The organism is Actinomadura coerulea, from assembly GCF_014208105.1.
In the GTDB taxonomy this organism is placed as follows: Bacteria; Actinomycetota; Actinomycetes; order Streptosporangiales; family Streptosporangiaceae; genus Spirillospora; species Spirillospora coerulea.
The window spans coordinates 4,608,909-4,628,185 of record NZ_JACHMQ010000001.1; the positions used below are offsets into that span (position 1 = coordinate 4,608,909).

A 19,277-nucleotide genomic window follows, 5' to 3' on the forward strand; every position below is an offset into this window, starting at 1 on the left:
CGTTGGACATCACACCGTCACACACCGGAAAACCGTCCAGCTCACGCCGCCCGCCGGTGCCGTCCCGCGTTGACTTGCGGCGTGTCGCCCTTATCAGCGCGGCGGTGTCAAGCGGTTGTTGCAACGAGGTATTCGTTGAGTGCTTGGGCTGGGGTTTTCCAGTTCAGGGTTTGGCGGGGTCGTCCGTTGAGCTGGCGGGCGACTTCGTCGAGGTCGTGCTGGGTGTAGTTGCGGAAGTCGGTGGAGGAGCGGGGGAAGTACTGGCGCAGCAGCCCGTTGGTGTTCTCGTTGGAGCCGCGCTGCCAGGGCGCGTGCGGGTCGCAGAAGTAGACCCGGCACCCGGTGGCCAGGGTGAAGTCGGCGTGCTGGGCCATCTCCGATTCCTGGTCCCAGGTCAAGGTCGCGGCCAGCTCGGCCGGCAACCGCCGCATCAAAGTGGTCAGCACGCCGGTGACCTGCTCGGACACGCGTGAGTGCGGCAACGCGCCGAGCATCACGAACCGGGTGGTGCGCTCGACCAGGGTGATGATGGCGCTGGATCCGCGGGCCCCGATCACCAGGTCGCCCTCCCAGTGCCCCGGCACCGCCCGGTCGGCCGCCTGGGCGGGCCGGGCCGAGATGTGCAGGCCCTGGATCCAGGGCCGGCGGCTGCGCGCCGCGCTCTCGGCGCGGGCCAGACGCGAGGGCGGACGGCGGGCGGCGCGGCCGCTGCGCAGCACCGACCCCTCCCCCGGCCGCAACTGCAGCTGCCGGGCCAGCTCGGCCCGCATCCGGCCCCGGGCCTGGTAGTAGATCGCCTGATAAATCGTCTCGTGCGACACTCGCATCTCCGGCTGGTCAGGATAGGCGGCGCGCAGGTGCGCCGCGATCTGCTGCGGCGACCACCGCCGCACCAGCAGATCACGCACCACCGGCCACAACCGGCCCTGGCACCAGGCCCGGCCCTTGTTCCCGCTGTTGCCGATCAACTTGCCCGGCCGGTGCCGACGCGCCCGCTCATCGGCCTTGCGCTGCGCGGCCACATGCGAGTACGTCCACCGGTACAGCCCGCCCAGCCCGCCCGGACACGCGGTGGTCGCCCGGCCCGGATACCGCGCCCCGCCCCCACCGGCGTCCGACCGCCGATAGGAGTGGTTACGGCGCACCTCCCGCCACACAGTTGACCGGTCCCGGCCGATCGCCTCCGCGATCTGCGGAAACGACCGGCCCGCACCGAACAACACCTCGATCTGCGCGCGCTCAGCAGCTGTCAGACGTCTTCCCGGCACAACAAGATCCTTCCAGGGATCTCGTTGCAACAGACACTAGAGACCGCCCGCTCGCAGAAGGGCGACACGCCGCAAGTCGACGGCCGCTAGGCGCGTGTCTGGGGGGCTCTTGCGATCTGGCGGCTTTGGGCCACCAGGCGGCCCTTGGTGTCCCAGACCTCTACCTCCTCGTCGAACCAGCCGCCTGCGAGGAGCCGCCCGGTGCCGTGGACGGCGAGCCAGCCGGGGGCCGGGACGGCCCGCATGTGCCAGGTCAGCTCGACGGTCGGTGCCCAGCCCAGGGCGCCGAGGTTGAGCGCCACGGGCGGCAGCGCGTCCACGGCGAGTGCCAGGGAGTAGCCGTCGGGCTCCTGGCCGCAGGCGTGCCGGAACCAGGCGCGGATGTCCGGGCGCCCGCTCGGCCGCCCGTCCAGCCAGCCCATGGTCTCCGGGTCGAAGCGCATGTCGACCTGGTCGGCGAACCCGCCGCCGGTGGCGGCGGGCGGCCGGAACCCCGTGCACTCCTCCAGCGGCGGCAGCGCGGCGGGCGGCCCGGCGGCGAAGTCGGGCTCGGCGGACGGGTCGAGCGTGCCGGTGGTGATCAGGGCGTCCACGACGGGACGGCCGTCCTGGACGAGGGTGACCAAGGACGAGGCGGCCGTGCGTCCCGCCTTGCGGAGGTCGACGACCAGCTCGGCGGGGCCGGCCTTGGCGACGCGGTGGAAGTTCGCCGCGGTCGAGACGGGGTGCTCGTGCGGCGAGGCGTCCACGGCGGCGCGCGCGAGGACGGCCATCAGGTAGCCGCCGTTCAGCGCCTGGGCGATGCCGTAGCCCCCGTCCAGGACGGTCTCGTACCGGCCCTCGCCGACCGGCTTCACCGCCGTGGAGTCCCCGAACCCGCTCATCCGCACTCTCCCGGGACGATTCTAGAATCACGTTCGAGTACGAACTCTACCCTGCCGCCCGGCGGCGGCCGGCCCGCCCGCCGGTCAGGCCCAGAGCTGGCCTTCGAGCCGGGCCTCGGCCTCCTCCAGGGTTCCGCCGTACGCGCCGGTCGACAGGTACTTCCAGCCGCCGTCGGCGACGACGAACACGATGTCGGCGCGCTCCCCGGCCTTCACCGCCTTGTTCGCCATCCCGATCGCCGCGTGCAGCGCCCCGCCGGTCGAGATGCCCGCGAAGATGCCCTCCTGCTCCAGCAGCTCGCGGGTGCGGCGCAGCGCGTCCAGCGACCCGACCGAGAACCGGGTCGTCAGCACGGAGTCGTCGTACAGCTCCGGGATGAAGCCCTCGTCGATGTTGCGCAGCCCGTACACCAGCTCCCCGTACCGCGGCTCCGCGGCGACGATCCTGACGTCCGGCACCCGCTCGCGCAGGAACCTGCCGACGCCCATCAGCGTCCCCGTCGTGCCGAGCCCGGCCACGAAGTGCGTCACCGACGGCAGGTCGGCGAGGATCTCCGGGCCGGTCGTCTCGTAGTGCGCGAGCGCGTTGGCCTCGTTGCCGTACTGGTACAGCATCACCCAGTCGGGGTTCTCCTTCGCCAGGCCCTTGGCCACCCGCACGGCCTCGTTCGAGCCGCCCGCCGCCGGGGAGGAGATGATCCGCGCGCCCCACATCTCCAGGAGCTGGCGGCGCTCGGCGGAGGTGTTCTCCGGCATCACGCACACCATCGAGTAGCCGCGCAGCTTGGCGACCATGGCCAGCGAGATGCCGGTGTTGCCGGACGTCGGCTCCAGGATCGTGCAGCCGGGCGTCAGCAGCCCCTCCTTCTCCGCCTTCTCGATCATGTGGAAGGCGGGGCGGTCCTTCACCGAGCCGGTGGGGTTGCGGTCCTCCAGCTTGGCCCAGAGCCGCACGTCCTCGCTCGGCGACAGCCGCGGCAGCCCGACCAGCGGGGTGCCGCCGAGCGAGTCCAGCAGTGAGTCGAATCGCATGTGGCGCTCGTCCCGACCGGTTCAGCCGCCGGCGACGGCCGGCAGGATCGTGACGCTGTCGCCGTCGGCGACCTCCGTCCCCAGGCCGCCGAGGAAGCGCACGTCCTCGTCGTTGAGGTAGACGTTGACGAACTTGCGCAGGCCCTTGTCGTCCACGAGCCGGTCGCGCAGGCCGGCGTGCCGGGTGTCCAGGTCGGCGAACAGCTCGTCGAGCGTGCCGCCCTTGCCCTCGACGGCCTTGGCGCCGTCGGTGAGGTTGCGCAGGATCGTCGGGATCCGGACCTCGATCGCCATCGCGATGATCTCCTTAAACGTCGTACGGGACTGCCCGCCCCTGGTGGTGGAACCGGGCGGGCGGCGGGTTGATTCCAGGCGTGATCAGCGCGTCAGCGACAGTCGTAGACGACCTCGGCGCGCGAGTGCCCGAACAGGAAGCTCTGCACGGGCGGCACCGCTGGGGACCCGGCGCGGCGTCCGGCGCCGCCCGTCCCATGCCCGCTCGTCCACATGTCGGCCAGTTTACCGGCCGCCGACCCGCCGATCCCGGCCGCCTCCGGCCCTCCCGCGTCCACCCGCACCGCGCGTCCCGCCGTCAGGCCCCGTCGACGACGGCGACCTCCTCCTCGGTGACCTCGCCGTCCACGATCCGGAACGAGCGGAACTCGGTCTCGCCCTCCTCGCGGGTCGAGACGAGGACGTAGTGCGCGTTCGGCTCGGACGCGTAGGAGATGTCCGTGCGGGAGGGGTAGGCCTCGGTCGCGGTGTGGGAGTGGTAGATGACCACGGGCTCCTCGTCCCGGTCGTCCATCTCCCGCCACACCTTCAGCTGCTCCTGGGAGTCGAACCGGTAGAACGTCGGGGAGCGCTCGGCGTTGACCATCGCGATGAACCGGACGGGCCGGTCCGAGCCGACCGGGCCCGCGATGACGCCGCAGGCCTCGTCGGGGTGGTCCGCGCGCGCGTGCGCGATGATCTGGTCGACCAGGGCCCGTTCAATCGTCAGCATGGCCGCAAGCTTAGGCGGCGCCTACTCCAGGGCGCGGACGAGACCGTCCTGCAGCATCGTCAGCCAGTCGTAGGCGGCGTACATGGGGGCGCGCGGGTCGCGCGGGTCCATGCCGCCCGCCTCCTCGTACCAGTCCTCGGTGATGTCCAGCCGGGTGCCGATCGCCAGCCGCGCGTCGTTCAGCGCCCGCAGCCACTCCTGCATCCGCTTCTCGTCGAGGACGGTCTCGGTGCCGCCCTCGCCCAGCGCCCCGAGCACCGCCCGGGCCGCCTCGCGCTTGCCGTCGCGCAGGCCCATCTCGGTGTAGCGGCGGAACTCCCCGGCGGCCTCGCCGTCGTCGCGGTAGGCGTCCGGGAACAGCCGCGCCAGGACCGGGTCGTCCGACTTCGTGGCGTTCTCGGCGATCCCGAGGGACGCCAGCTCGCCCTTCTCGCCGGACTCCTCGCCGAGGAGGGCGAGCAGCTGCTCCATCAGGGCGCGCAGCAGCGCGGTCTCCTCCGGCTCCAGCCGCAGCCGGAAGCCGTCGCGTGTCTTCCTCACATGGCTCATCGGCTCAGTCGTCCCGTTTCACGGTCGCCCACAGGCCGTAGGAGTGCAGGATCTCCACGTCCCGCTCCATCTCCTCGCGGGTGCCGTTGGCCACCACGGCGCGGCCCTTGTGGTGCACGTCGAGCATCAGCTTCTCGGCCTTCGCCTTGGGGTAGCCGAACACAGCCTGGAACACGTACGTGACGTACGACATCAGGTTGATCGGGTCGTTCCAGACTATGGCCAGCCAGGGCCGGTCGGCGCTCACGTCCTCCGCCGCGTCCGGCCGCTCCAGCTCCACCGGTGCGGGCGCCGTGCTCATGGCGCTCATTGGCCGGTTCTCCCCCTCTCTCTCGCGCGGTCCCGCCCTGGGGGCGCGGCCGCCCGCCGCATCCGATGCTATGCGCCGCTCCCCCGCCGCGTGCGACGGCCCGCGTCACCATGGTGCCCGCACCCGGCCCTAAAGTTCCACTTGTGGACCTTGGTGACGGCACGGCCCTGCTGACCGACCAGTACGAGCTGACCATGCTGCAGGCCGCCCTGCGCAGCGGGACGGACGGCCGCCGCGCGGTCTTCGAGGTGTTCGCGCGGAGCCTGCCCGCCGGGCGGCGGTACGGGGTCGTCGCGGGCACCGGGCGGCTCCTGGACGCCATCGAGGCGTTCCGGTTCGGCGACTCCGAGCTGGAGTTCCTCAGCGAGAACGGCATCGTGGACGAGCCCACGGTGCGCTGGCTGGAGAAGTACCGCTTCACCGGGAACGTCTGGGGCTACCCCGAGGGCGAGTGCTACTTCCCCGAGTCGCCGATCCTGATGGTCGAGGGGACGTTCGGAGAGGCGGTCCTGCTGGAGACCCTCGCCCTGTCGATCCTCAACCACGACTGCGCCATCGCGTCCGCGGCGTCCCGGATGGCGCAGGCCGCGCAGGACCGCCCGATCATCGAGATGGGGTCGCGGCGCACCCACGAGCGCGCCGCCGTGGCCGCCGCCCGCGCCGCCTACATCGCCGGGTTCACCACCACGTCCAACCTGGAGGCGGGCCGGCTGTACGGCGTCCCCACCGCCGGGACGAGCGCGCACTCCTTCACCCTCCTGCACGACAGCGAGCGGCACGCGTTCGAGGCGCAGCTCGCGGCCCTCGGCGAGAGCACCACGCTGCTGGTCGACACCTACGACGTCGAGCGCGCCGTCCGGACGGCGGTGGAGCTGGCGGGGCCGGACCTCGGCGCCGTCCGGATCGACAGCGGCGACCTCGGGGTGGTGGCGCGGCGCGTCCGCGAGCAGCTCGACTCCCTCGGCGCGCACGGCACGCGCATCGTGGTGACCGGCGACCTGGACGAGTACGGCATAGCGGCGCTCGGCGCGGCGCCCGTCGACGGGTACGGCGTGGGGACGTCCCTGGTGACCGGTTCCGGCGCCCCCACCGCGTCGCTCGTCTACAAGCTCGTCGCGCGGGCGGACGGCCCGGACGAGGACGCGCCCATGCGCCCGGTCGCCAAGCGCTCGACGGGCAAGCCGAGCCGCGGCGGGCGCAAGACCGCCGTCCGCCGCGTCGACGGGCACGGCGTCGCCTACGCCGAGACGGTGTTCACCACGGAGCCGACGCCCGGCCCCCGTGACCGCGTCCTCCAGGTGCCGCTCGTGCGGGACGGCGAGGTCGTCGGCCGCGAGGCGCTCCGCGAGGCCAGGGAGCGCCACGCCCGCTCGGTCGCCGAACTGCCCGCCACGGCGCGCCGCCTCTCCAGGGGAGAGCCCGCCGTCCCGACCGAGTTCGTCAACGGCGGGCCACGCCGTTGAGCCGTCCCGCGTGGGGGGACGCGGCTGGGGTACGGTCGGTGCAGAGCCGGTGGGGCAACCGGTAGAGGGAGCAGCGGTCATGGGCAAGAAGGCTCTGATCATCGTGGACGTGCAGAACGATTTCTGCGAGGGCGGGTCTCTGGCGGTCGCGGGCGGCGCCGCCGTGGCGACCGCGATCTCCGAGTACGTGGCGGCGCACCGGTCCGAGTACGCGCACATCGTGGCGACCCGTGACTTCCACCTCGACCCGGGCGGCCACTTCTCCGCCGAACCGGACTTCGCCGACACCTGGCCGCCGCACTGCGTGATCGGCACCCCGGGCGCCGACTTCCACCCGAACCTCGCCCTCGCCCCCATCGAGGCCGTGTTCAGCAAGGGCCGCGAGACCGCCGCCTACAGCGGCTTCGAGGGGTTCTCCGACGACGAGACCCCACTCGCCGACTGGCTCGCCGCCCGCGGCGTGGACGCCGTCGACGTCGTCGGCATCGCCACCGACCACTGCGTCCGGGCCACTGCCGTGGACGCCGTCCGCGCAGGCCTGCGCACCACCGTCCTGCTGGACCTGACGGCCGGGGTCAGCAAGGCCACCGTCGACCAGGCGCTGGACGAGCTCGGCCAGGAGGGCATCGTCCTGTCCGGCGCCCCCGTGGTCACCGCCTGACCATGCCCCTTCCCCCTCCCACGGTGATCCTGGTCGCCGGCGTGTCAGGCAGCGGCAAGACCACCATCGGCACGCTCCTCGCCGAACGCCTCGGCTGGGAGTACGCCGAGGCCGACGCGTTCCACTCCGAGGCCAACGTCGCCAAGATGCGCGCGGGCCGTCCCCTCACCGACGAGGACCGCCTCCCCTGGCTGCGCACCATCGCCGCGTGGATCGCCGACCGCCTCGCCACCGGCCGCCCCGGCGTCGTCACCTGCTCCGCCCTGAAGCGCAGCTACCGCGACATGCTGCTCGACGAACACGCGGGCGTCCGCCTGGTCCTCCTGGACGGCGACCGCGACACGATCGCCGCCCGCATGCGCTCCCGCAAGGGCCACTTCTTCAAGGCCGAGCTCCTCGACTCCCAGTTCGCCGACCTGGAACCCCCGGAACCGGACGAGAACATCGTCACCGCCCCCATCACGGGCACCCCCAAGGAAACCGTCACCCACATCCTCAAGTCCCTGGCCCTGGACTGCGCTCCCCGCTGACCTCATACCGGCCACCGTCGAACAACCTGCGAGCAGGTCTTCCAGCACACGGTTGAACCGCCGGGCGGTGTGAAGGGGAATGCGGGGCCATCACCACTGAGGTCACGAGGAGACCTCCGCTGCCGGAAGGACCCGGGAGGGGCAGCACGAGACCATCGTCGTCGCGCTCGACGACCTGGTGCGCGACACGCACGGTCTCCGGCCGCCACGGCTACAGATGTGGCGGACGACCTGACGGCGGCCAAAAAAACGAGTGCTCCCCTGCCTTTGCGAGGCGGAGAGCACTGGGTGGGGGTGGCTGACGCGGAGACGTCTGCCACATGTCGGACCTCACGGCCACGGGAGGTTCCGGGGGCGGAGGCTGGCGTCGGGGCCGAAGAAGATCGTGTCGTCTTCCCCGATGAAGTACCGCTCCCCGGGAGCAAGCTTCCAAGGGGCGCCTTCCTTGGGCTTGACCACAGTGCCGTTCGTGGACCCGAGGTCCTTCACGGACCAGCCTTCGGCGGCGGTGTAGCTCACCTCCGCGTGCATCCGGCTGACACTGTCGGCAATGCGGCGGACAGTGCATGCCTCGTGGCGGCCGATGGTCCAGACAGGGCCGATGCCCTCGGGCATCTGGGTCATCTGAGCGCGATTGCTCATGGTCGTATCTCCCTACTGCGTCTTCTTTGTATTTCCTTGCATCCCTACAGTCCTAAAATGATCAGCGACGGCAAGTGCGATCTCATGCCGCGTTCCCCTCTGCCGTCGCCCCGCCCGAGCCGCCACCGTCGTGTGCCCTCGGGCGTCAGGATCGCGGCGGCCCGTCCCTCGAAGCCGCGGTCTGGCCGCAGCGCAGGCTTGGATCGAGGAGGCGAGGTGGCGGGCGTTGGCGGGAACGCCGGTCTCGCAGCGTTGGTGAAGTGCGCGGCTAAGCCTCAGCGGGCGGCGAGGTCGGTCGAGTGGGTACGCCGGTACGGAGCAACCAGTGCGCGACCACCAATGGGATGACGCCTACGGGATCAGGCAACGTCAATGAGGTCGAACTGGGCGCCTAGCAGTTGGCGCGCGAACCAGTTGCGTTGGGAGAATTCACCGGGCAGCGGGTGAGCTGTGCGAACTCGATGAACCAACAGTACGCGACCGCGACGCCACCGGCCGGCAATGGAGAGATCCGTGGGCGTACGAAGAGCACGATCGTGTAGACGATGGGCCCCGGAGAAGGCGGCACCCGAGTACTGCTCGATAAGCCCGTCTCCCACGGCGCGGATCGCATAGGCCGCGCCGGCGAAGCCGGCTGCCGACACCACCATCAGCAACCGAACCCAGCGCGCTGCGAGCGACATCGCACGATCCTAAGCGGCAACGCGCACCCCAGGGCACCCGCTACGGCCAGCGCGACCGGCGAATTCGATACTCGAGCTGGTGGCAGGGTTATTCGTGGGTCCGCCGTGCGCGACCGCCTGGTCCTGCCGGACGGCGACCTCGAACGCGAACGTGTTCGGTAGTGCGCCGTCCGTCAAGGTGCACCCGAGTGCGGACGGAGCCGTCTCCGCTTCCTCGGGAACCACAGGCTTCGCCAGGTCATTCGTAGTAAGTGCGGCAGGCGACGATCTGAACGGTGTCGGCTTCGATGACGTAGACGATGCGGTGTTCGGTGGTGATACGGCGCGACCAGAAGCCCGCCAGGTTCTGACGGAGGGGTTCTGGCTTACCGATGCCCTCGTGACCGTTGCGGCAGATGTCTTCGATCAGCCGTTTCAACCGTTTGAGGGTCGCACGGTCGTTCCGCTGCCACCAGAGGTAGTCGTCCCAGGCCTCCGGCGTGAAGAGGATCTTCACTCGGCGTCCTGTTCACCGTCTTCGATGAGTTCGTGCGGCTGGGCCTGGCCGCCGCGCAGGCTCTGGATCGAGGAGGCGAGATGACGGGCGTTGGCGGGAATGCCGAGCAGGAAAGCCGTCTCCTTCAGCGACTCGTACTCGCGCAGGCTGATCACAACGGCGGGGTCGCGGTTGGGCCGGGTCACGATGACCTCATCGAGATCCTCGGTGACGCGGTCCAATGTCGCAGCCAGCTTGGAGCGGAACTCGCTCGCGGACATCGGATGCATCGAACCTCCTCCCCCAGAGCGTACGTAATCACGTACATCGACCGCAAGTAGCCGCTTGGATCTGGCTAGCCCTCATCACCTCGCGGCCAACAGATCGCCTGCATCAACTTGCGCGGAGCGCCTCGGAACGGACAGTGCCCGGTAGGCACCTCACCTTGCGAGACCGCCGCGAGCCTCACCGTCCTGCCCCTCCCGACCACGGCGGGGGCGCTTCAGTGACGGCGGCCCATTCGCGGATCCTGGCTGCGCGCTCGCGGATCCCGGTGGCGCTTGCCTGCGGGCGGGCGGGCGGCCGCAGGAGCGGCGCAGCGGTAGTGAAGTGCGCGGCTAAACCTCAGCGGGCGGCGAGTTCGGTCGAGTAGGTGCGCTGGTACGAAGCGACCAGTGCGCGACGACCAAAGGGATGACGCCTACGGGATACCAGGCAACGTCAATGAGGTCGAACTGGGCGCCTAGCAGTTGGCGCGCGAACCAGCTGCGTTGGGAGATTTCGCCTGGCAGGGGAGTGAGCTGTGCGAACTCGATGAACCAGCAGTATGCGACCGCGATACTACCGGCGACCAATGGAGAGATCTGCGGTCGTACGAAGAGCACTATCGTGTAGACGATGGCCCCGGACAAGGCGGCACCCGAATACTGGTCGATAAGCCCGTCTCCCACGGCGCGGATCGCATAGGCCGCGCCAGCGAGGCCGGCTGCCGACACGACCATCAGCAGCCGAACCCAGCGCGCTGCGAGCCTCATCGCACGATCCTAAGCGGCAACGCGCACCCGATGCACCAGCTACGGCCAGTGTGACCGGCGAATTCGGTGTTCGGGCCGGTGGCGGGGTTATGCGTGAGTCCCGCCCCCATCACCGGCCCTCGAAGAAACGGTCGCCCAATTCTCTGGGCCCTGAATCTGGCGCACCTTCCCCTGACCGCATGCTCCGGCTGAGATCTCTCATCACGCCGTGCCGACAGACCGCCTGTTCCGGCTTGCGCGAGGCATCCCGTCCCGGACGGTGCTCGGTAGGCACCTCACATCACGAGAGGTGCGACTCACAACCGGAGGTCCTCATCATGGACAACACCCGTCGCACCGGCAACCCCGCTCGCATCGTCGGCATCGCCCTGAGCATCTTCTGGGGCGCTGGCATGGGCGGTGGCCTCGGCGCCGTCATCGGTGGCGTGCTCGGCCTCATCCTCGGGGCGACCGTCTCCGTGAGCACCGGCATCGTCATCGGTGCCAGCGTCCTCGGACTCGGCATCGTCTGCGGCGGCGGCTTCAGCTTCTGGGCCGTCCGCCGCGCCGCGCGTTCCGTCTCCCGGCGGAGCGAGGCCGTCTGACAGGCGGCCACGTGCGAGGAGGCTCGCGCCTCTCCGCATCACCAACGGGGGCCTGGCTGAGCCAGGCCCCCGTTCTGCTTCCTGATACCCGAGCCCCCGCCGCGGTGGGCGGGGACGACGCGTCAGTGGCGGCGCTTGGCGGCCCATTCGCGGATCTTGGCTATGCGCTCGCGGATCTCCTCGGCGCTCGCCTGGGGGACGGGCGGACCGCCGCAGGCGCGGCGCAGCTCGTTGTGGATGACTCCCTGCGGCTGGCCCGTCCGGTGGTTCCAGGCGTTGACCAGGCCGTTCAGCTCGCGGCGCAGGGTCGCGATGTCCTCGGCGGCGGTGCGGTCGGCGCGGGGGTCGCCGGTCTTGCGGCGGCGCTCGTTGGCGATCTGCTCGGCCTGCCGCTTGCGCAGCAGCGCCGACACCTGGTCGGGCTCCAGCAGGCCGGGGATGCCGAGGAACTCCTCCTCCTCGGCCGACCCCGGCTCGGCGTTCATGCCGAACTCGCCGCCGTCGTAGAGCACGCGGTCGAACGTCGCGGACGCCTCCACCGTCTCGAACGGCAGCTCCTCGCCGACGTCGGGCGTGTCCTTCTCGCGGTTGGCCTCGGCGAGCAGGTCGTCGTCGAGGCCGTCCTCGCGGACGGGGCGGTCGAGGACGTGGTCGCGCTCCTCCTCCATCTCGGAGGCGTGACCCATCAGCGTCGGCACCGACGGCAGGAACACCGACGCGGTCTCGCCGCGCTTGCGGGCGCGGACGAAGCGGCCGATGGCCTGCGCGAAGAACAGCGGCGTGCTGGTGGAGGTGGCGTAGACGCCGACGCACAGCCGCGGGATGTCGACGCCCTCGGACACCATGCGGACCGCGACCATCCAGCGGTCGTCGGTCTCGCCGAACGCCTTGATCTTCTTGGACGCGGTCGGGTCGTCCGACAGGACGATCGTGGCGCCCTGCCCCGTCACCGCGCGCAGCATCTTGGCGTAGGCGCGGGCGGCCTCGTGGTCGGTGGCGATGACGAGGCCGCCCGCGTCCGGGATGACGCGGCGCAGCTCGGTGAGGCGGCGGTCGGCCGCGGCCAGCACCTGCGTGATCCAGTTGCCCTTGGGGTCGAGCGCCGCGCGCCACGCCTGGGACGTCTGGTCCTGGGTGAGGGGCTCGCCGAGGGTCGCGGTGATCTCGTCGCCCGCGCGGGTGCGCCAGCGCATCTCGCCCGCGTACGCCAGGAAGATCACCGGCCGGACGACGCCGTCGGCGAGGGCGGGGCCGTAGCCGTAGGTGTAGTCGGCCCGGCTGCGCCGGATGCCGTCCGGCCCCTCCTCGTACTGCACGAACGGGATCGGGTTGATGTCGGTGCGGAACGGCGTGCCGGACAGGGCGACCCGCCGCGTCGCCGGCTCGAACGCCTCCCGGACGGCGTCGCCCCACGACAGGCCGTCGCCCGCGTGGTGCACCTCGTCGAAGATGACCAGCGACTTGCGCGACTCGGTGCGGTTGCGGTGCAGCGCCGGGCGCGCGGCGACGGTCGCGTACGTGACGGCGACGCCGTGGTAGTCCTTGCCGACGGGGCCCTGCCCGTTCTGGTACTCAGGGTCGATCCTGATGCCGACGCGGGCCGCCGACTCGGCCCACTGCCGCTTGAGGTGCTCGGTCGGGCACACGATCGTGAGCGAGGAGACGACGCGGCGCTCCATCAGCTCGCGGGCGAGCCGGAGCGCGAACGTCGTCTTGCCGGCGCCCGGCGTCGCGACGGTGAGGAAGTCGCGGGGGCCGGGCGCCGTTCCGTCCACGCCGAAGTACGCCTCCAGCGCCTGCTGCTGCCAGGCGCGCAGGGAGGACGCGGTCCCCCAGGCGGCCCGCTCGGGGAAGGCGGGGGGCATGCTCGATGCGGCGAAGGTGCTCACGGTCATTGAAGGCTACCGAGCCGCACCGACAGATCGTGCCGCACCCGGCGCCGCTGTGCCGAGATCCCCACGGTGTCCGCCGGTCTTGCGGGACCGGTACGCCGCCCACGCGGCCCGGATACGACGGCCCTGACCTGCGGTGAAGCCCCGCATGCAGGCGTCGTGGGCGTAGTCCATGAAATTGTGGATCGGATCGCGGCCCCGCTGCGGGCACGAGTCGCGGCCCTGCGGGCAGCCCTGCGCCGGCTCCGCCTCGTACGGGGTGTCGGCCACCCCGTCGCCCGGCGACACGCACCCGCCCTCGAACGTGTGCATCAGGCCCAGCCAGTGCCCGATCTCGTGGACGGCCGTGAACCCGTGGTTGAACGGCGCGTACGACCCGTACGGGAGGCTGCGGAAGTCGACGATGACGCCGTCCAGGCGCGGGTCTCGCCGGTACCACTGCGGGAAGGTGGAGAAGCCCAGGACGTCCGACCCGACGGCGGCCGTGTAGAGGTTGAGCGTCCCGCGCCCGCCCTTGCGGAGGCGCCGCTTCATCGGGCCCTCGTAGCGCTGCGGGCTGCGGAACCAGGCCGGGTTGTCGGTGCGGTCCAGGGAGTCGAGCCGGAACCTCACGTGGGTGTCGGCGCCGCCGAGGCGGCCCCCGTAGGCCGCGTTGAGCGTGGCGATCTGCCGCTGGACCGCCGCCGTGGACAGCCGCCCCGAGCCCCCGCTGTGGACGACGTGGAACCGCACCGGGACGACGAGGGCGCCCGTGGCGCGCCGGGCCGGGTCGGGGCGCGTCCCGGAGAGGAGGCCCGGGTCGAGGACGGCCTCGTCGGACGTCCCGAACCGGTCGAGGAGCGTGCGGCGGAGGTCGGCGAGCATGGCGGTGGCCTGCTCGTGCCCGAGGTCGGCCCGGTCGCGGGCCTGGGCCGACCGCGCCGTTCCGCCCGAGGCGCCCCGCCCGCCGACGGCGCTCCCGCCCGCGGCGACCGTCCCGCCCGCGCGGACGCGGGCGCAGTCGTCGCCGGCGGCGGCCGGAGCGACCCGCGCCCTCTCCCCCTCCCCCTCACTCACCGAACCCGGAACGGCACACACTGTGACCGACAGTGCGCACAGTGAAACCCCGGCCAAGCGCCGCATTCAATCCCCCGATTGTCCAGGGACGTCCCTTTCGGGAGGTCCCGCGATAAGAAAGGCCGAGGTCCCGCGGCACACGGCCGCAGGACCTCACACACGCGCACGCCTATCCGGCGGCGCGCCGTCGGCCGCCGTTCAGCGGCCGGTCACTCCTCGCCCTTGCCCCCGCCCGGCTGCATGGACTCGTAGATCTCCTTGCACTCCGGGCAGACCGGGTACTTCTTCGGATCCCGGTTCGGCACCCAGACCTTGCCGCACAGCGCGATCACCGGCGTGCCGGTCACCGCGCTCTCGGTGATCTTGGCCTTCTTCACGTAGTGGGCGAACCGCTCGTGATCGCCGTCACCGTGGGAGAGGTCCGGCTTGACATCGCTCTGGGTGTCGCTGTCAGGAAGGATCTGCGTACTCACACCGTTCACCTTAGTTCAGCGTCGGGTCCTCGGGGAAAGTGGAGACGAAGGCCAGGTCGCCGCCCTGCCGGCGCAGCACGTGCTGCCACAGCCGCTCCGGGTCCCCGGCGAACACGTCCCCGGCCTCCGCGGGCACCAGGTACCACGAGCCCTCCTCGACCTCGGAGCGCAGCTGCCCGGGCGACCAGCCCGCGTATCCGGCGAACACGCGCAGCTGCAGAAGCTCCGCCGCCAGCAGGCCGGGCGGCGCCTCCAGGTCGACCAGGCCGACCCGGGAGACCTCGGCGCCGCCGTCCAGGGCGCGCCATCCGAGCGGCTCGTTCTCACCGGGGAGCCGGGCGAGGGCGAGCGCGTTCTCCAGCGCGACGGGCCCGCCCTGGAACACCACGGCCGGCCCCGTGACGAGCTCCGCCCACGGCGGAAGCACGCGGTCGACCGGAATCTCGGTCGGCCGGTTGAGGACGACCCCGAGGGTTCCCCCGTCGCCGTCGTGCTCGACCAGCAGGACGACGCTGCGCCGAAAGTTCGGATCCTCCAGCTGCGGGGTGGCCACCAGCAGGAGCCCGACCCTGATCCCGTCTTCCATGGGTCCCATGATGCGTTGCCCGGACCTCCGGCGGCACGCCTCCTCGCTCGTTAGCCTGTTACGCATTCCTATCGATGGGGATATCGGCACCACGAGTTCCTGGGTTAAGAATGATCTAGGACAATCGGCCACCCGCTTGGTGCGCGCCGGGAGGACAGCGATGCAGTTGCCCAGGGTCGTCATCGCCGCCGTGTTCATCGTGATCGGGGCGCTGATCGCGATCCCGGCCCTGTTCAGGTCGGACGGCTCCGCGTCGCCGACCTCCGCGACGGAATCCACGAGCCCGAGCCCGTCCGGCGGCTCTCCGTCCGCCTCGGGCAAGCCCACCCGGACTCCGACGCACACCCCGTCCCGGACGCCGACGCGCACCCCCTCGCACACGCCGACCGGCGCCCCCGCGCGGCCGGTGACGGCCACGATCGGATCGGTCTCCTGCCCGGACCGCACCGTGAACATCAGCGTCCGCAACACCGGAACGCAGACCGAGGACTTCTCCGTCGAGAAGAACGACGACACCGCCGCCGTCCCCGGGAAGATCGGCCCGGGCACCACCCGGACGGTCGCGGTGAAGCTGCGCGAGGACCGCGGCACCCGCGTCACCGTCCGGTGGGCGAACCGGCAGATCGAGAGCACCGCGATCAAGGCGAACTGCAAGAAGGCGGGCGGCGCCGCGCCGCGCGAGACGCCGCCCGGCAAGCTCCCGCACACCGGCCCCGACACCGTGCTGTGGGCGCGAGCCGTGACCGGCGTCGCCGTCATCCTGACCGGCGCGATCATCTTCTGGTGGGGCGGCACGTGGCCGCGCCGCCGCGAGCAGATGTTCGCGGGCAGGAAGTCCGACTGAGCTGAGCTGAGCGGCGGGCCCGCGTCCCGGGCCCGCCTCCGGCGGTGGCTAGGCCTCGGTGCGGGGGCGGCCGCCCGCGGCCTCGCGGACGGCGCCGGCCACGCGGGTGCTGACCTCGGGGTGGAAGACGCTCGGCACGATGTAGTTCGGGCCGAGTTCGTCCGGCGTGACGACCTCGGCGAGGGCCTTGGCCGCGGCCGCGAGCATGTCGAGGGTGACGCCGCTGGCCTGCGCGTCCAGCAGGCCGCGGAACACACCGGGGAACGCCAGCACGTTGTTGATCTGGTTCGGGTAGTCGCTGCGCCCGGTGGCGACCACGGCGGCGTGCTCGCGCGCCTCGTCCGGCGAGACCTCCGGCTCGGGGTTGGCGAGCGCGAACACGATGGCGTCGCCGCTCATCGTGGCGATGTCGTCGCCGTTCAGGATGCCGGGGGCGGACACGCCGATGAACACGTCGGCGTCCTTCACCGCGCCGCGCAGGTCGCCGGAGTAGCCGCCCTCGTTGGTGTGCTCGGCGATCCAGCGCAGCGAGTCGTCCAGGTCGTCGCGGCCCTTGTGCACGGCGCCGGCGTAGTCGCAGACGACGAGGTTGCGGGCGCCCGCGTGCATCAGCAGCTTCAGGATGGCCGTGCCGGCCGCGCCGGCGCCCGCCATCGTGATGCGCACGGCGCCGATGTCCTTGCCGACGACGCGCAGCGCGTTGGTCAGCGCGGCGAGCACGCAGATCGCGGTGCCGTGCTGGTCGTCGTGGAAGACGGGGATGTCGAGCAGCTCGCGCAGCCGGGCCTCGACCTCGAAGCAGCGCGGCGCGGAGATGTCCTCCAGGTTGATGCCGCCGAACGCGGGCGCGAGGATCTGCACCGTCCGGACGATCTCGTCGGTGTCCTGGGTGTCGAGGCAGATCGGCCACGCGTCGATCCCGGCGAACCGCTTGAACAGCGCGGCCTTGCCCTCCATGACCGGCAGCGCGGCCTCCGGGCCGATGTTGCCGAGGCCGAGCACCGCCGAGCCGTCGGTCACCACGGCGACGCTGTTGCGTTTGATCGTCAGCCGGCGGACGTCCTCGGGGTTGCGGGCGATGGCCAGGGAGACGCGGGCGACGCCCGGCGTGTAGGCCATCGACAGCTCGTCGCGGTTGCGCAGCGGCACCTTCGACTGCATCTCGATCTTGCCGCCGAGGTGCATCAGGAACGTCCGGTCGCTGACCTTGTGGATCTTGACGGAGTCGATCCGCTCCAGCGCGCCCGAGATCGCCTCGGCGTGCTGGGTGTCGCGGGTGGCGATCGTGACGTCGATGCGCAGGGTCTCGTGCCCGGCGGTGTTGACGTCGAGCGCCGTGACGATGCCGCCCGCGTTCTCGACCACGTGGGTGATCTGGCTGACGGCCCGGCCGCCGGCCGGCACCTCCAGCCGGACGGTGATGGAGTACGACACGCTCGGCACGCTCGCCACGACAGCTGCTCCCTATTTATACGGGTTTGTCCACATCCGGACGCGCCGGTCCCAGGGGACGGTGCGTCCGGGGCCGCCGCCCGGTCCCGCCCCGCGGCCCGCAGAGCCCGGGCCGCGGCGACGGTCGGCTCGACGGTCGCGGGCACGGACGGCCTCGTGGTGTCGATCGCAGAGCGGTGTCGATCACAAGGCGGCGGAGCCGCGGACCGGCCGGATCGGCCCCGTGGAAGTGCTTCACCCGTGGAAGTGCTTCACGTGGCCGCACGGGCGCGGTCATCAGTCAACGAGCATACGCTCACCACCGCGGTCAGGTGTCCCGCTCGCCCCAGCTCACCGCGCTTCGCCCGTCATCCGGGGGCGGCACGGGCCGCCCGGACGCCGTACGCCCGCGCCGGACGAGGCCGCGACCATCTCCACCGCGCACCCGGAACACGGCGCACCCCGAACACGGCGAACACCGCACGAACCCGCACAAGAGCGGCCCGGGTCGGACGGCGACCCGGGCCGGAGCAGCGGTCTCCGCGTCAGAACAGGGCGGACTGGAGGCCGCGGCGGGCCTTGCCGACGCGGGGGTCGTCCGGGGGCAGGAGCTCGAACAGCGACAGCAGATGCTTGCGCGCCGCGTCGCGGTCGTCGCCCGCGCCGCGCCGTACCGCGCCCACCAGCCGGTCGAAGGCGTCGTCGATGCGGCCGGACACCATCTCCACGTCGGCCGCGCTGATCTGCGCCTGCACGTCGCCGGGCTTCTCGGCCGCCTCCCGCAGGGCGCGCTCGGCGTCCAGCGACCGCACGCGCAGGCTCAGCCCGACCAGGGCGAGGCCCTGCTTGGCCTGGTCGTCCCTCGGGTCGGCTGCCAGGATCCGCTCGAACGCGGCCTTGGCGCCGTCCAGGTCACCGCGCTGCAGGGCCTCCTCGGCCTGGGAGTACACCGGGTCGGCGGCGGGGGCCGCCGCGCCGGGGGCCGGCTGCTCGCCCTCGGGGGCGTCCGGCAGGATGCCCTCCTTGCGCAGCGCGTCGAAGAGCTGGTCGATGGCCTGGCGGACCTGCGGCTCGGGGGCGGCGCCGTTCAGGAACGGCAGCAGCTGCCCGGCGACGACCGCCGCCACGAACGGGATGCCGCGCACGCCCATCTGCTGCATGTAGGCGCCGAGCTGCGGGTTGGCGTCGACGTCGACCTTGGCCAGGATCCACTTGCCGGCCGCCTCGGTGGCGAGCTTCTCCAGGATGGGGCCGAGCTGCTTGCACGGACCGCACCACTCGGCCCAGAAGTCCACCAGGACGGGGACGGACTGCGACCGCTCGACGACCTCGGTGTTGAAGGTCTCGTCCGTGACGTCCACGACGTAGGGGCCCCCGGGGGCGCCCGCGGCCGGGGCCGCGCCGCCGCCGCCCTGGGTCCGGCGTTCCTGCTGCTTCCTTGCCGCGGCCTGGCGCGCTCCCAGGTCGATGGCCCCGTGCAACGAAAAGTCCCGAGAAGGCATGGGTCCATCCTGCCCCATGACCGCGCCCGGCCGTACGTCCGTACGCTCCCAGCGGAGCGCGGCGCGCGCGCCGGGCTCCCGGCGCGTCCGTATGCGGGTCCGTATCGCCGTCCAGATGGCGGTCCTCATAGGCGGCATATCGAGAGAATTGTCCGCCTTTTTTATTCTCTTTCCCGCAGCGCCCAGGGCAAAGACTTGCGTCGTCCTGCCGTAAAGGCGATTAGATTGCTGACAGCCATCACCAAGCCCGGTTATAGTCACGATGTCGATGCATTGCGGCCCGGCAAAAGCGACCGGGCCGGAGCCGCCGGGGGGCGGCCCGGCCTGCGGGCGCGCCGTGTGGCGGGTTGGGGGACCCGAGGCCACCGGCGC

Annotated in this window: 24 protein-coding genes; 5 read left to right on the forward strand and 19 right to left on the reverse strand. The window is 71.6% G+C overall.

Annotation, left to right across the window (positions count from 1 at the left end; translation table 11 throughout):
• Positions 1–107: 107 nt before the first annotated feature.
• From BKA00_RS21090 to clpS, 8 genes are all read right to left on the reverse strand, one after another.
• A complete protein-coding gene (locus BKA00_RS21090) occupies positions 108–1,268 on the reverse strand; it encodes an IS30 family transposase (RefSeq protein ID WP_221493241.1) in 1,161 nt (386 codons plus the stop codon).
• Between the two features lie 86 nt (positions 1,269–1,354).
• Positions 1,355–2,152 (reverse strand): thioesterase family protein, encoded by a 798-nt coding sequence (locus BKA00_RS21095; RefSeq protein ID WP_185027525.1) that lies wholly within the window; start codon positions 2,150–2,152, stop codon positions 1,355–1,357.
• Positions 2,153–2,236: 84 nt separating this feature from the next.
• Complete coding sequence (locus tag BKA00_RS21100; RefSeq protein ID WP_185027527.1) at positions 2,237–3,184, reverse strand: PLP-dependent cysteine synthase family protein; 948 nt, start codon at positions 3,182–3,184, stop codon at positions 2,237–2,239.
• 21 nt (positions 3,185–3,205) lie between these two features.
• The gene (locus BKA00_RS21105; RefSeq protein WP_173391950.1) at positions 3,206–3,478 is read right to left on the reverse strand and encodes a MoaD/ThiS family protein; all 273 of its coding nucleotides are present in this window, start codon (positions 3,476–3,478) and stop codon (positions 3,206–3,208) included.
• A gap of 92 nt (positions 3,479–3,570) precedes the next feature.
• A complete protein-coding gene (locus BKA00_RS21110; protein ID WP_185027529.1) occupies positions 3,571–3,762 on the reverse strand; it encodes a hypothetical protein in 192 nt (63 codons plus the stop codon).
• Between the two features lie 14 nt (positions 3,763–3,776).
• On the reverse strand, positions 3,777–4,190 hold the full coding sequence (locus tag BKA00_RS21115) for a M67 family metallopeptidase (protein ID WP_185027531.1): 414 nt from the start codon (positions 4,188–4,190) through the stop codon (positions 3,777–3,779).
• 21 nt (positions 4,191–4,211) lie between these two features.
• Complete coding sequence (locus BKA00_RS21120) at positions 4,212–4,739, reverse strand: DUF2017 domain-containing protein (protein WP_185027533.1); 528 nt, start codon at positions 4,737–4,739, stop codon at positions 4,212–4,214.
• A gap of 4 nt (positions 4,740–4,743) precedes the next feature.
• Positions 4,744–5,040 (reverse strand): ATP-dependent Clp protease adapter ClpS, encoded by a 297-nt coding sequence (clpS, locus tag BKA00_RS21125; protein ID WP_185034558.1) that lies wholly within the window; start codon positions 5,038–5,040, stop codon positions 4,744–4,746.
• Positions 5,041–5,159: 119 nt separating this feature from the next.
• On the opposite strand from clpS, the gene BKA00_RS21130 reads away from it, so the two are divergent.
• From BKA00_RS21130 to BKA00_RS21140, 3 genes are all read left to right on the forward strand, one after another.
• Positions 5,160–6,512 carry a nicotinate phosphoribosyltransferase gene (locus BKA00_RS21130; protein WP_185027535.1) on the forward strand — a complete coding sequence of 451 codons (1,353 nt, stop codon included), beginning with the start codon at positions 5,160–5,162 and terminating at the stop codon, positions 6,510–6,512.
• 79 nt (positions 6,513–6,591) lie between these two features.
• The gene (locus BKA00_RS21135; protein ID WP_185027537.1) at positions 6,592–7,173 is read left to right on the forward strand and encodes an isochorismatase family protein; all 582 of its coding nucleotides are present in this window, start codon (positions 6,592–6,594) and stop codon (positions 7,171–7,173) included.
• Between the two features lie 2 nt (positions 7,174–7,175).
• Positions 7,176–7,703: a gluconokinase gene (locus tag BKA00_RS21140; protein WP_185027539.1), complete on the forward strand. Its 528-nt coding sequence runs from the start codon at positions 7,176–7,178 to the stop codon at positions 7,701–7,703.
• Positions 7,704–8,033: 330 nt separating this feature from the next.
• On the opposite strand, the gene BKA00_RS21145 is transcribed toward BKA00_RS21140, so the two are convergent.
• The 5 genes from BKA00_RS21145 to BKA00_RS21165 all read right to left on the reverse strand — a co-directional run bounded on the left by BKA00_RS21145 (position 8,034) and on the right by BKA00_RS21165 (position 10,537).
• Positions 8,034–8,345: an FHA domain-containing protein gene (locus BKA00_RS21145; RefSeq protein WP_185027541.1), complete on the reverse strand. Its 312-nt coding sequence runs from the start codon at positions 8,343–8,345 to the stop codon at positions 8,034–8,036.
• A gap of 359 nt (positions 8,346–8,704) precedes the next feature.
• Complete coding sequence (locus tag BKA00_RS21150) at positions 8,705–9,028, reverse strand: hypothetical protein (RefSeq protein ID WP_221493242.1); 324 nt, start codon at positions 9,026–9,028, stop codon at positions 8,705–8,707.
• A 238-nt stretch (positions 9,029–9,266) separates the two neighbouring features.
• Positions 9,267–9,524 (reverse strand): Txe/YoeB family addiction module toxin, encoded by a 258-nt coding sequence (locus tag BKA00_RS21155; protein ID WP_185027543.1) that lies wholly within the window; start codon positions 9,522–9,524, stop codon positions 9,267–9,269.
• Positions 9,521–9,793, reverse strand: a complete 273-nt coding sequence (locus tag BKA00_RS21160) for a type II toxin-antitoxin system Phd/YefM family antitoxin (protein WP_185027545.1) — start codon at positions 9,791–9,793, stop codon at positions 9,521–9,523. Before BKA00_RS21160 ends, BKA00_RS21155 begins: the two co-directional genes overlap by 4 nt.
• A 327-nt stretch (positions 9,794–10,120) precedes the next feature.
• On the reverse strand, positions 10,121–10,537 hold the full coding sequence (locus BKA00_RS21165) for a ribosomal maturation YjgA family protein (RefSeq protein WP_185027547.1): 417 nt from the start codon (positions 10,535–10,537) through the stop codon (positions 10,121–10,123).
• 317 nt (positions 10,538–10,854) lie between these two features.
• Between BKA00_RS21165 and BKA00_RS21170 the strand changes: the two genes are divergently transcribed.
• Entirely contained in the window at positions 10,855–11,121 is a 267-nt protein-coding gene (locus BKA00_RS21170; protein WP_185027549.1) for a hypothetical protein, read from the forward strand.
• Positions 11,122–11,243: 122 nt separating this feature from the next.
• Here BKA00_RS21170 and BKA00_RS21175 read toward each other — a convergent pair whose 3' ends face one another.
• From BKA00_RS21175 to BKA00_RS21190, 4 genes are all read right to left on the reverse strand, one after another.
• A complete protein-coding gene (locus BKA00_RS21175) occupies positions 11,244–12,986 on the reverse strand; it encodes a DEAD/DEAH box helicase (protein WP_185034560.1) in 1,743 nt (580 codons plus the stop codon).
• A 36-nt stretch (positions 12,987–13,022) separates the two neighbouring features.
• Positions 13,023–14,069: a M43 family zinc metalloprotease gene (locus BKA00_RS40525; protein WP_230298641.1), complete on the reverse strand. Its 1,047-nt coding sequence runs from the start codon at positions 14,067–14,069 to the stop codon at positions 13,023–13,025.
• A gap of 209 nt (positions 14,070–14,278) precedes the next feature.
• Positions 14,279–14,542: a DUF3039 domain-containing protein gene (locus tag BKA00_RS21185; RefSeq protein WP_185027553.1), complete on the reverse strand. Its 264-nt coding sequence runs from the start codon at positions 14,540–14,542 to the stop codon at positions 14,279–14,281.
• 10 nt (positions 14,543–14,552) lie between these two features.
• Positions 14,553–15,128: a YqgE/AlgH family protein gene (locus BKA00_RS21190; RefSeq protein WP_185027555.1), complete on the reverse strand. Its 576-nt coding sequence runs from the start codon at positions 15,126–15,128 to the stop codon at positions 14,553–14,555.
• 160 nt (positions 15,129–15,288) lie between these two features.
• Between BKA00_RS21190 and BKA00_RS21195 the strand changes: the two genes are divergently transcribed.
• Positions 15,289–15,972 carry a hypothetical protein gene (locus BKA00_RS21195; RefSeq protein WP_185027557.1) on the forward strand — a complete coding sequence of 228 codons (684 nt, stop codon included), beginning with the start codon at positions 15,289–15,291 and terminating at the stop codon, positions 15,970–15,972.
• 48 nt (positions 15,973–16,020) lie between these two features.
• On the opposite strand, the gene BKA00_RS21200 is transcribed toward BKA00_RS21195, so the two are convergent.
• Both BKA00_RS21200 and BKA00_RS21205 read right to left on the reverse strand, forming a co-directional pair.
• Positions 16,021–17,424 (reverse strand): NAD-dependent malic enzyme, encoded by a 1,404-nt coding sequence (locus BKA00_RS21200; protein ID WP_185027559.1) that lies wholly within the window; start codon positions 17,422–17,424, stop codon positions 16,021–16,023.
• Positions 17,425–17,948: 524 nt separating this feature from the next.
• Positions 17,949–18,884 carry a tetratricopeptide repeat protein gene (locus BKA00_RS21205; RefSeq protein ID WP_221493243.1) on the reverse strand — a complete coding sequence of 312 codons (936 nt, stop codon included), beginning with the start codon at positions 18,882–18,884 and terminating at the stop codon, positions 17,949–17,951.
• Between the last annotated feature and the right edge of the window lie 393 nt (positions 18,885–19,277).

What these genes read in the sequence shown, in the direction of transcription:
- BKA00_RS21190 (WP_185027555.1), bottom strand. Translation starts at nt 15,128, where the DNA reads ATGGAAGACGGGATCAGGGTCGGGCTCCTGCTGGTGGCCACCCCGCAG.
- BKA00_RS21100 (WP_185027527.1), bottom strand. Translation starts at nt 3,184, where the DNA reads ATGCGATTCGACTCACTGCTGGACTCGCTCGGCGGCACCCCGCTGGTC.
- BKA00_RS21120 (WP_185027533.1), bottom strand. Translation starts at nt 4,739, where the DNA reads ATGAGCCATGTGAGGAAGACACGCGACGGCTTCCGGCTGCGGCTGGAG.
- BKA00_RS21140 (WP_185027539.1), top strand. Translation starts at nt 7,176, where the DNA reads ATGCCCCTTCCCCCTCCCACGGTGATCCTGGTCGCCGGCGTGTCAGGC.
- BKA00_RS21195 (WP_185027557.1), top strand. Translation starts at nt 15,289, where the DNA reads ATGCAGTTGCCCAGGGTCGTCATCGCCGCCGTGTTCATCGTGATCGGG.
- BKA00_RS21095 (WP_185027525.1), bottom strand. Translation starts at nt 2,152, where the DNA reads ATGAGCGGGTTCGGGGACTCCACGGCGGTGAAGCCGGTCGGCGAGGGC.
- BKA00_RS21135 (WP_185027537.1), top strand. Translation starts at nt 6,592, where the DNA reads ATGGGCAAGAAGGCTCTGATCATCGTGGACGTGCAGAACGATTTCTGC.
- BKA00_RS21105 (WP_173391950.1), bottom strand. Translation starts at nt 3,478, where the DNA reads ATGGCGATCGAGGTCCGGATCCCGACGATCCTGCGCAACCTCACCGAC.
- BKA00_RS21170 (WP_185027549.1), top strand. Translation starts at nt 10,855, where the DNA reads ATGGACAACACCCGTCGCACCGGCAACCCCGCTCGCATCGTCGGCATC.
- BKA00_RS21130 (WP_185027535.1), top strand. Translation starts at nt 5,160, where the DNA reads ATGGTGCCCGCACCCGGCCCTAAAGTTCCACTTGTGGACCTTGGTGAC.
- BKA00_RS21150 (WP_221493242.1), bottom strand. Translation starts at nt 9,028, where the DNA reads ATGTCGCTCGCAGCGCGCTGGGTTCGGTTGCTGATGGTGGTGTCGGCA.
- BKA00_RS21115 (WP_185027531.1), bottom strand. Translation starts at nt 4,190, where the DNA reads ATGCTGACGATTGAACGGGCCCTGGTCGACCAGATCATCGCGCACGCG.
- clpS (WP_185034558.1), bottom strand. Translation starts at nt 5,040, where the DNA reads ATGAGCACGGCGCCCGCACCGGTGGAGCTGGAGCGGCCGGACGCGGCG.
- BKA00_RS21160 (WP_185027545.1), bottom strand. Translation starts at nt 9,793, where the DNA reads ATGCATCCGATGTCCGCGAGCGAGTTCCGCTCCAAGCTGGCTGCGACA.
- BKA00_RS21175 (WP_185034560.1), bottom strand. Translation starts at nt 12,986, where the DNA reads ATGCCCCCCGCCTTCCCCGAGCGGGCCGCCTGGGGGACCGCGTCCTCC.
- BKA00_RS21165 (WP_185027547.1), bottom strand. Translation starts at nt 10,537, where the DNA reads ATGAGGCTCGCAGCGCGCTGGGTTCGGCTGCTGATGGTCGTGTCGGCA.
- BKA00_RS21145 (WP_185027541.1), bottom strand. Translation starts at nt 8,345, where the DNA reads ATGAGCAATCGCGCTCAGATGACCCAGATGCCCGAGGGCATCGGCCCT.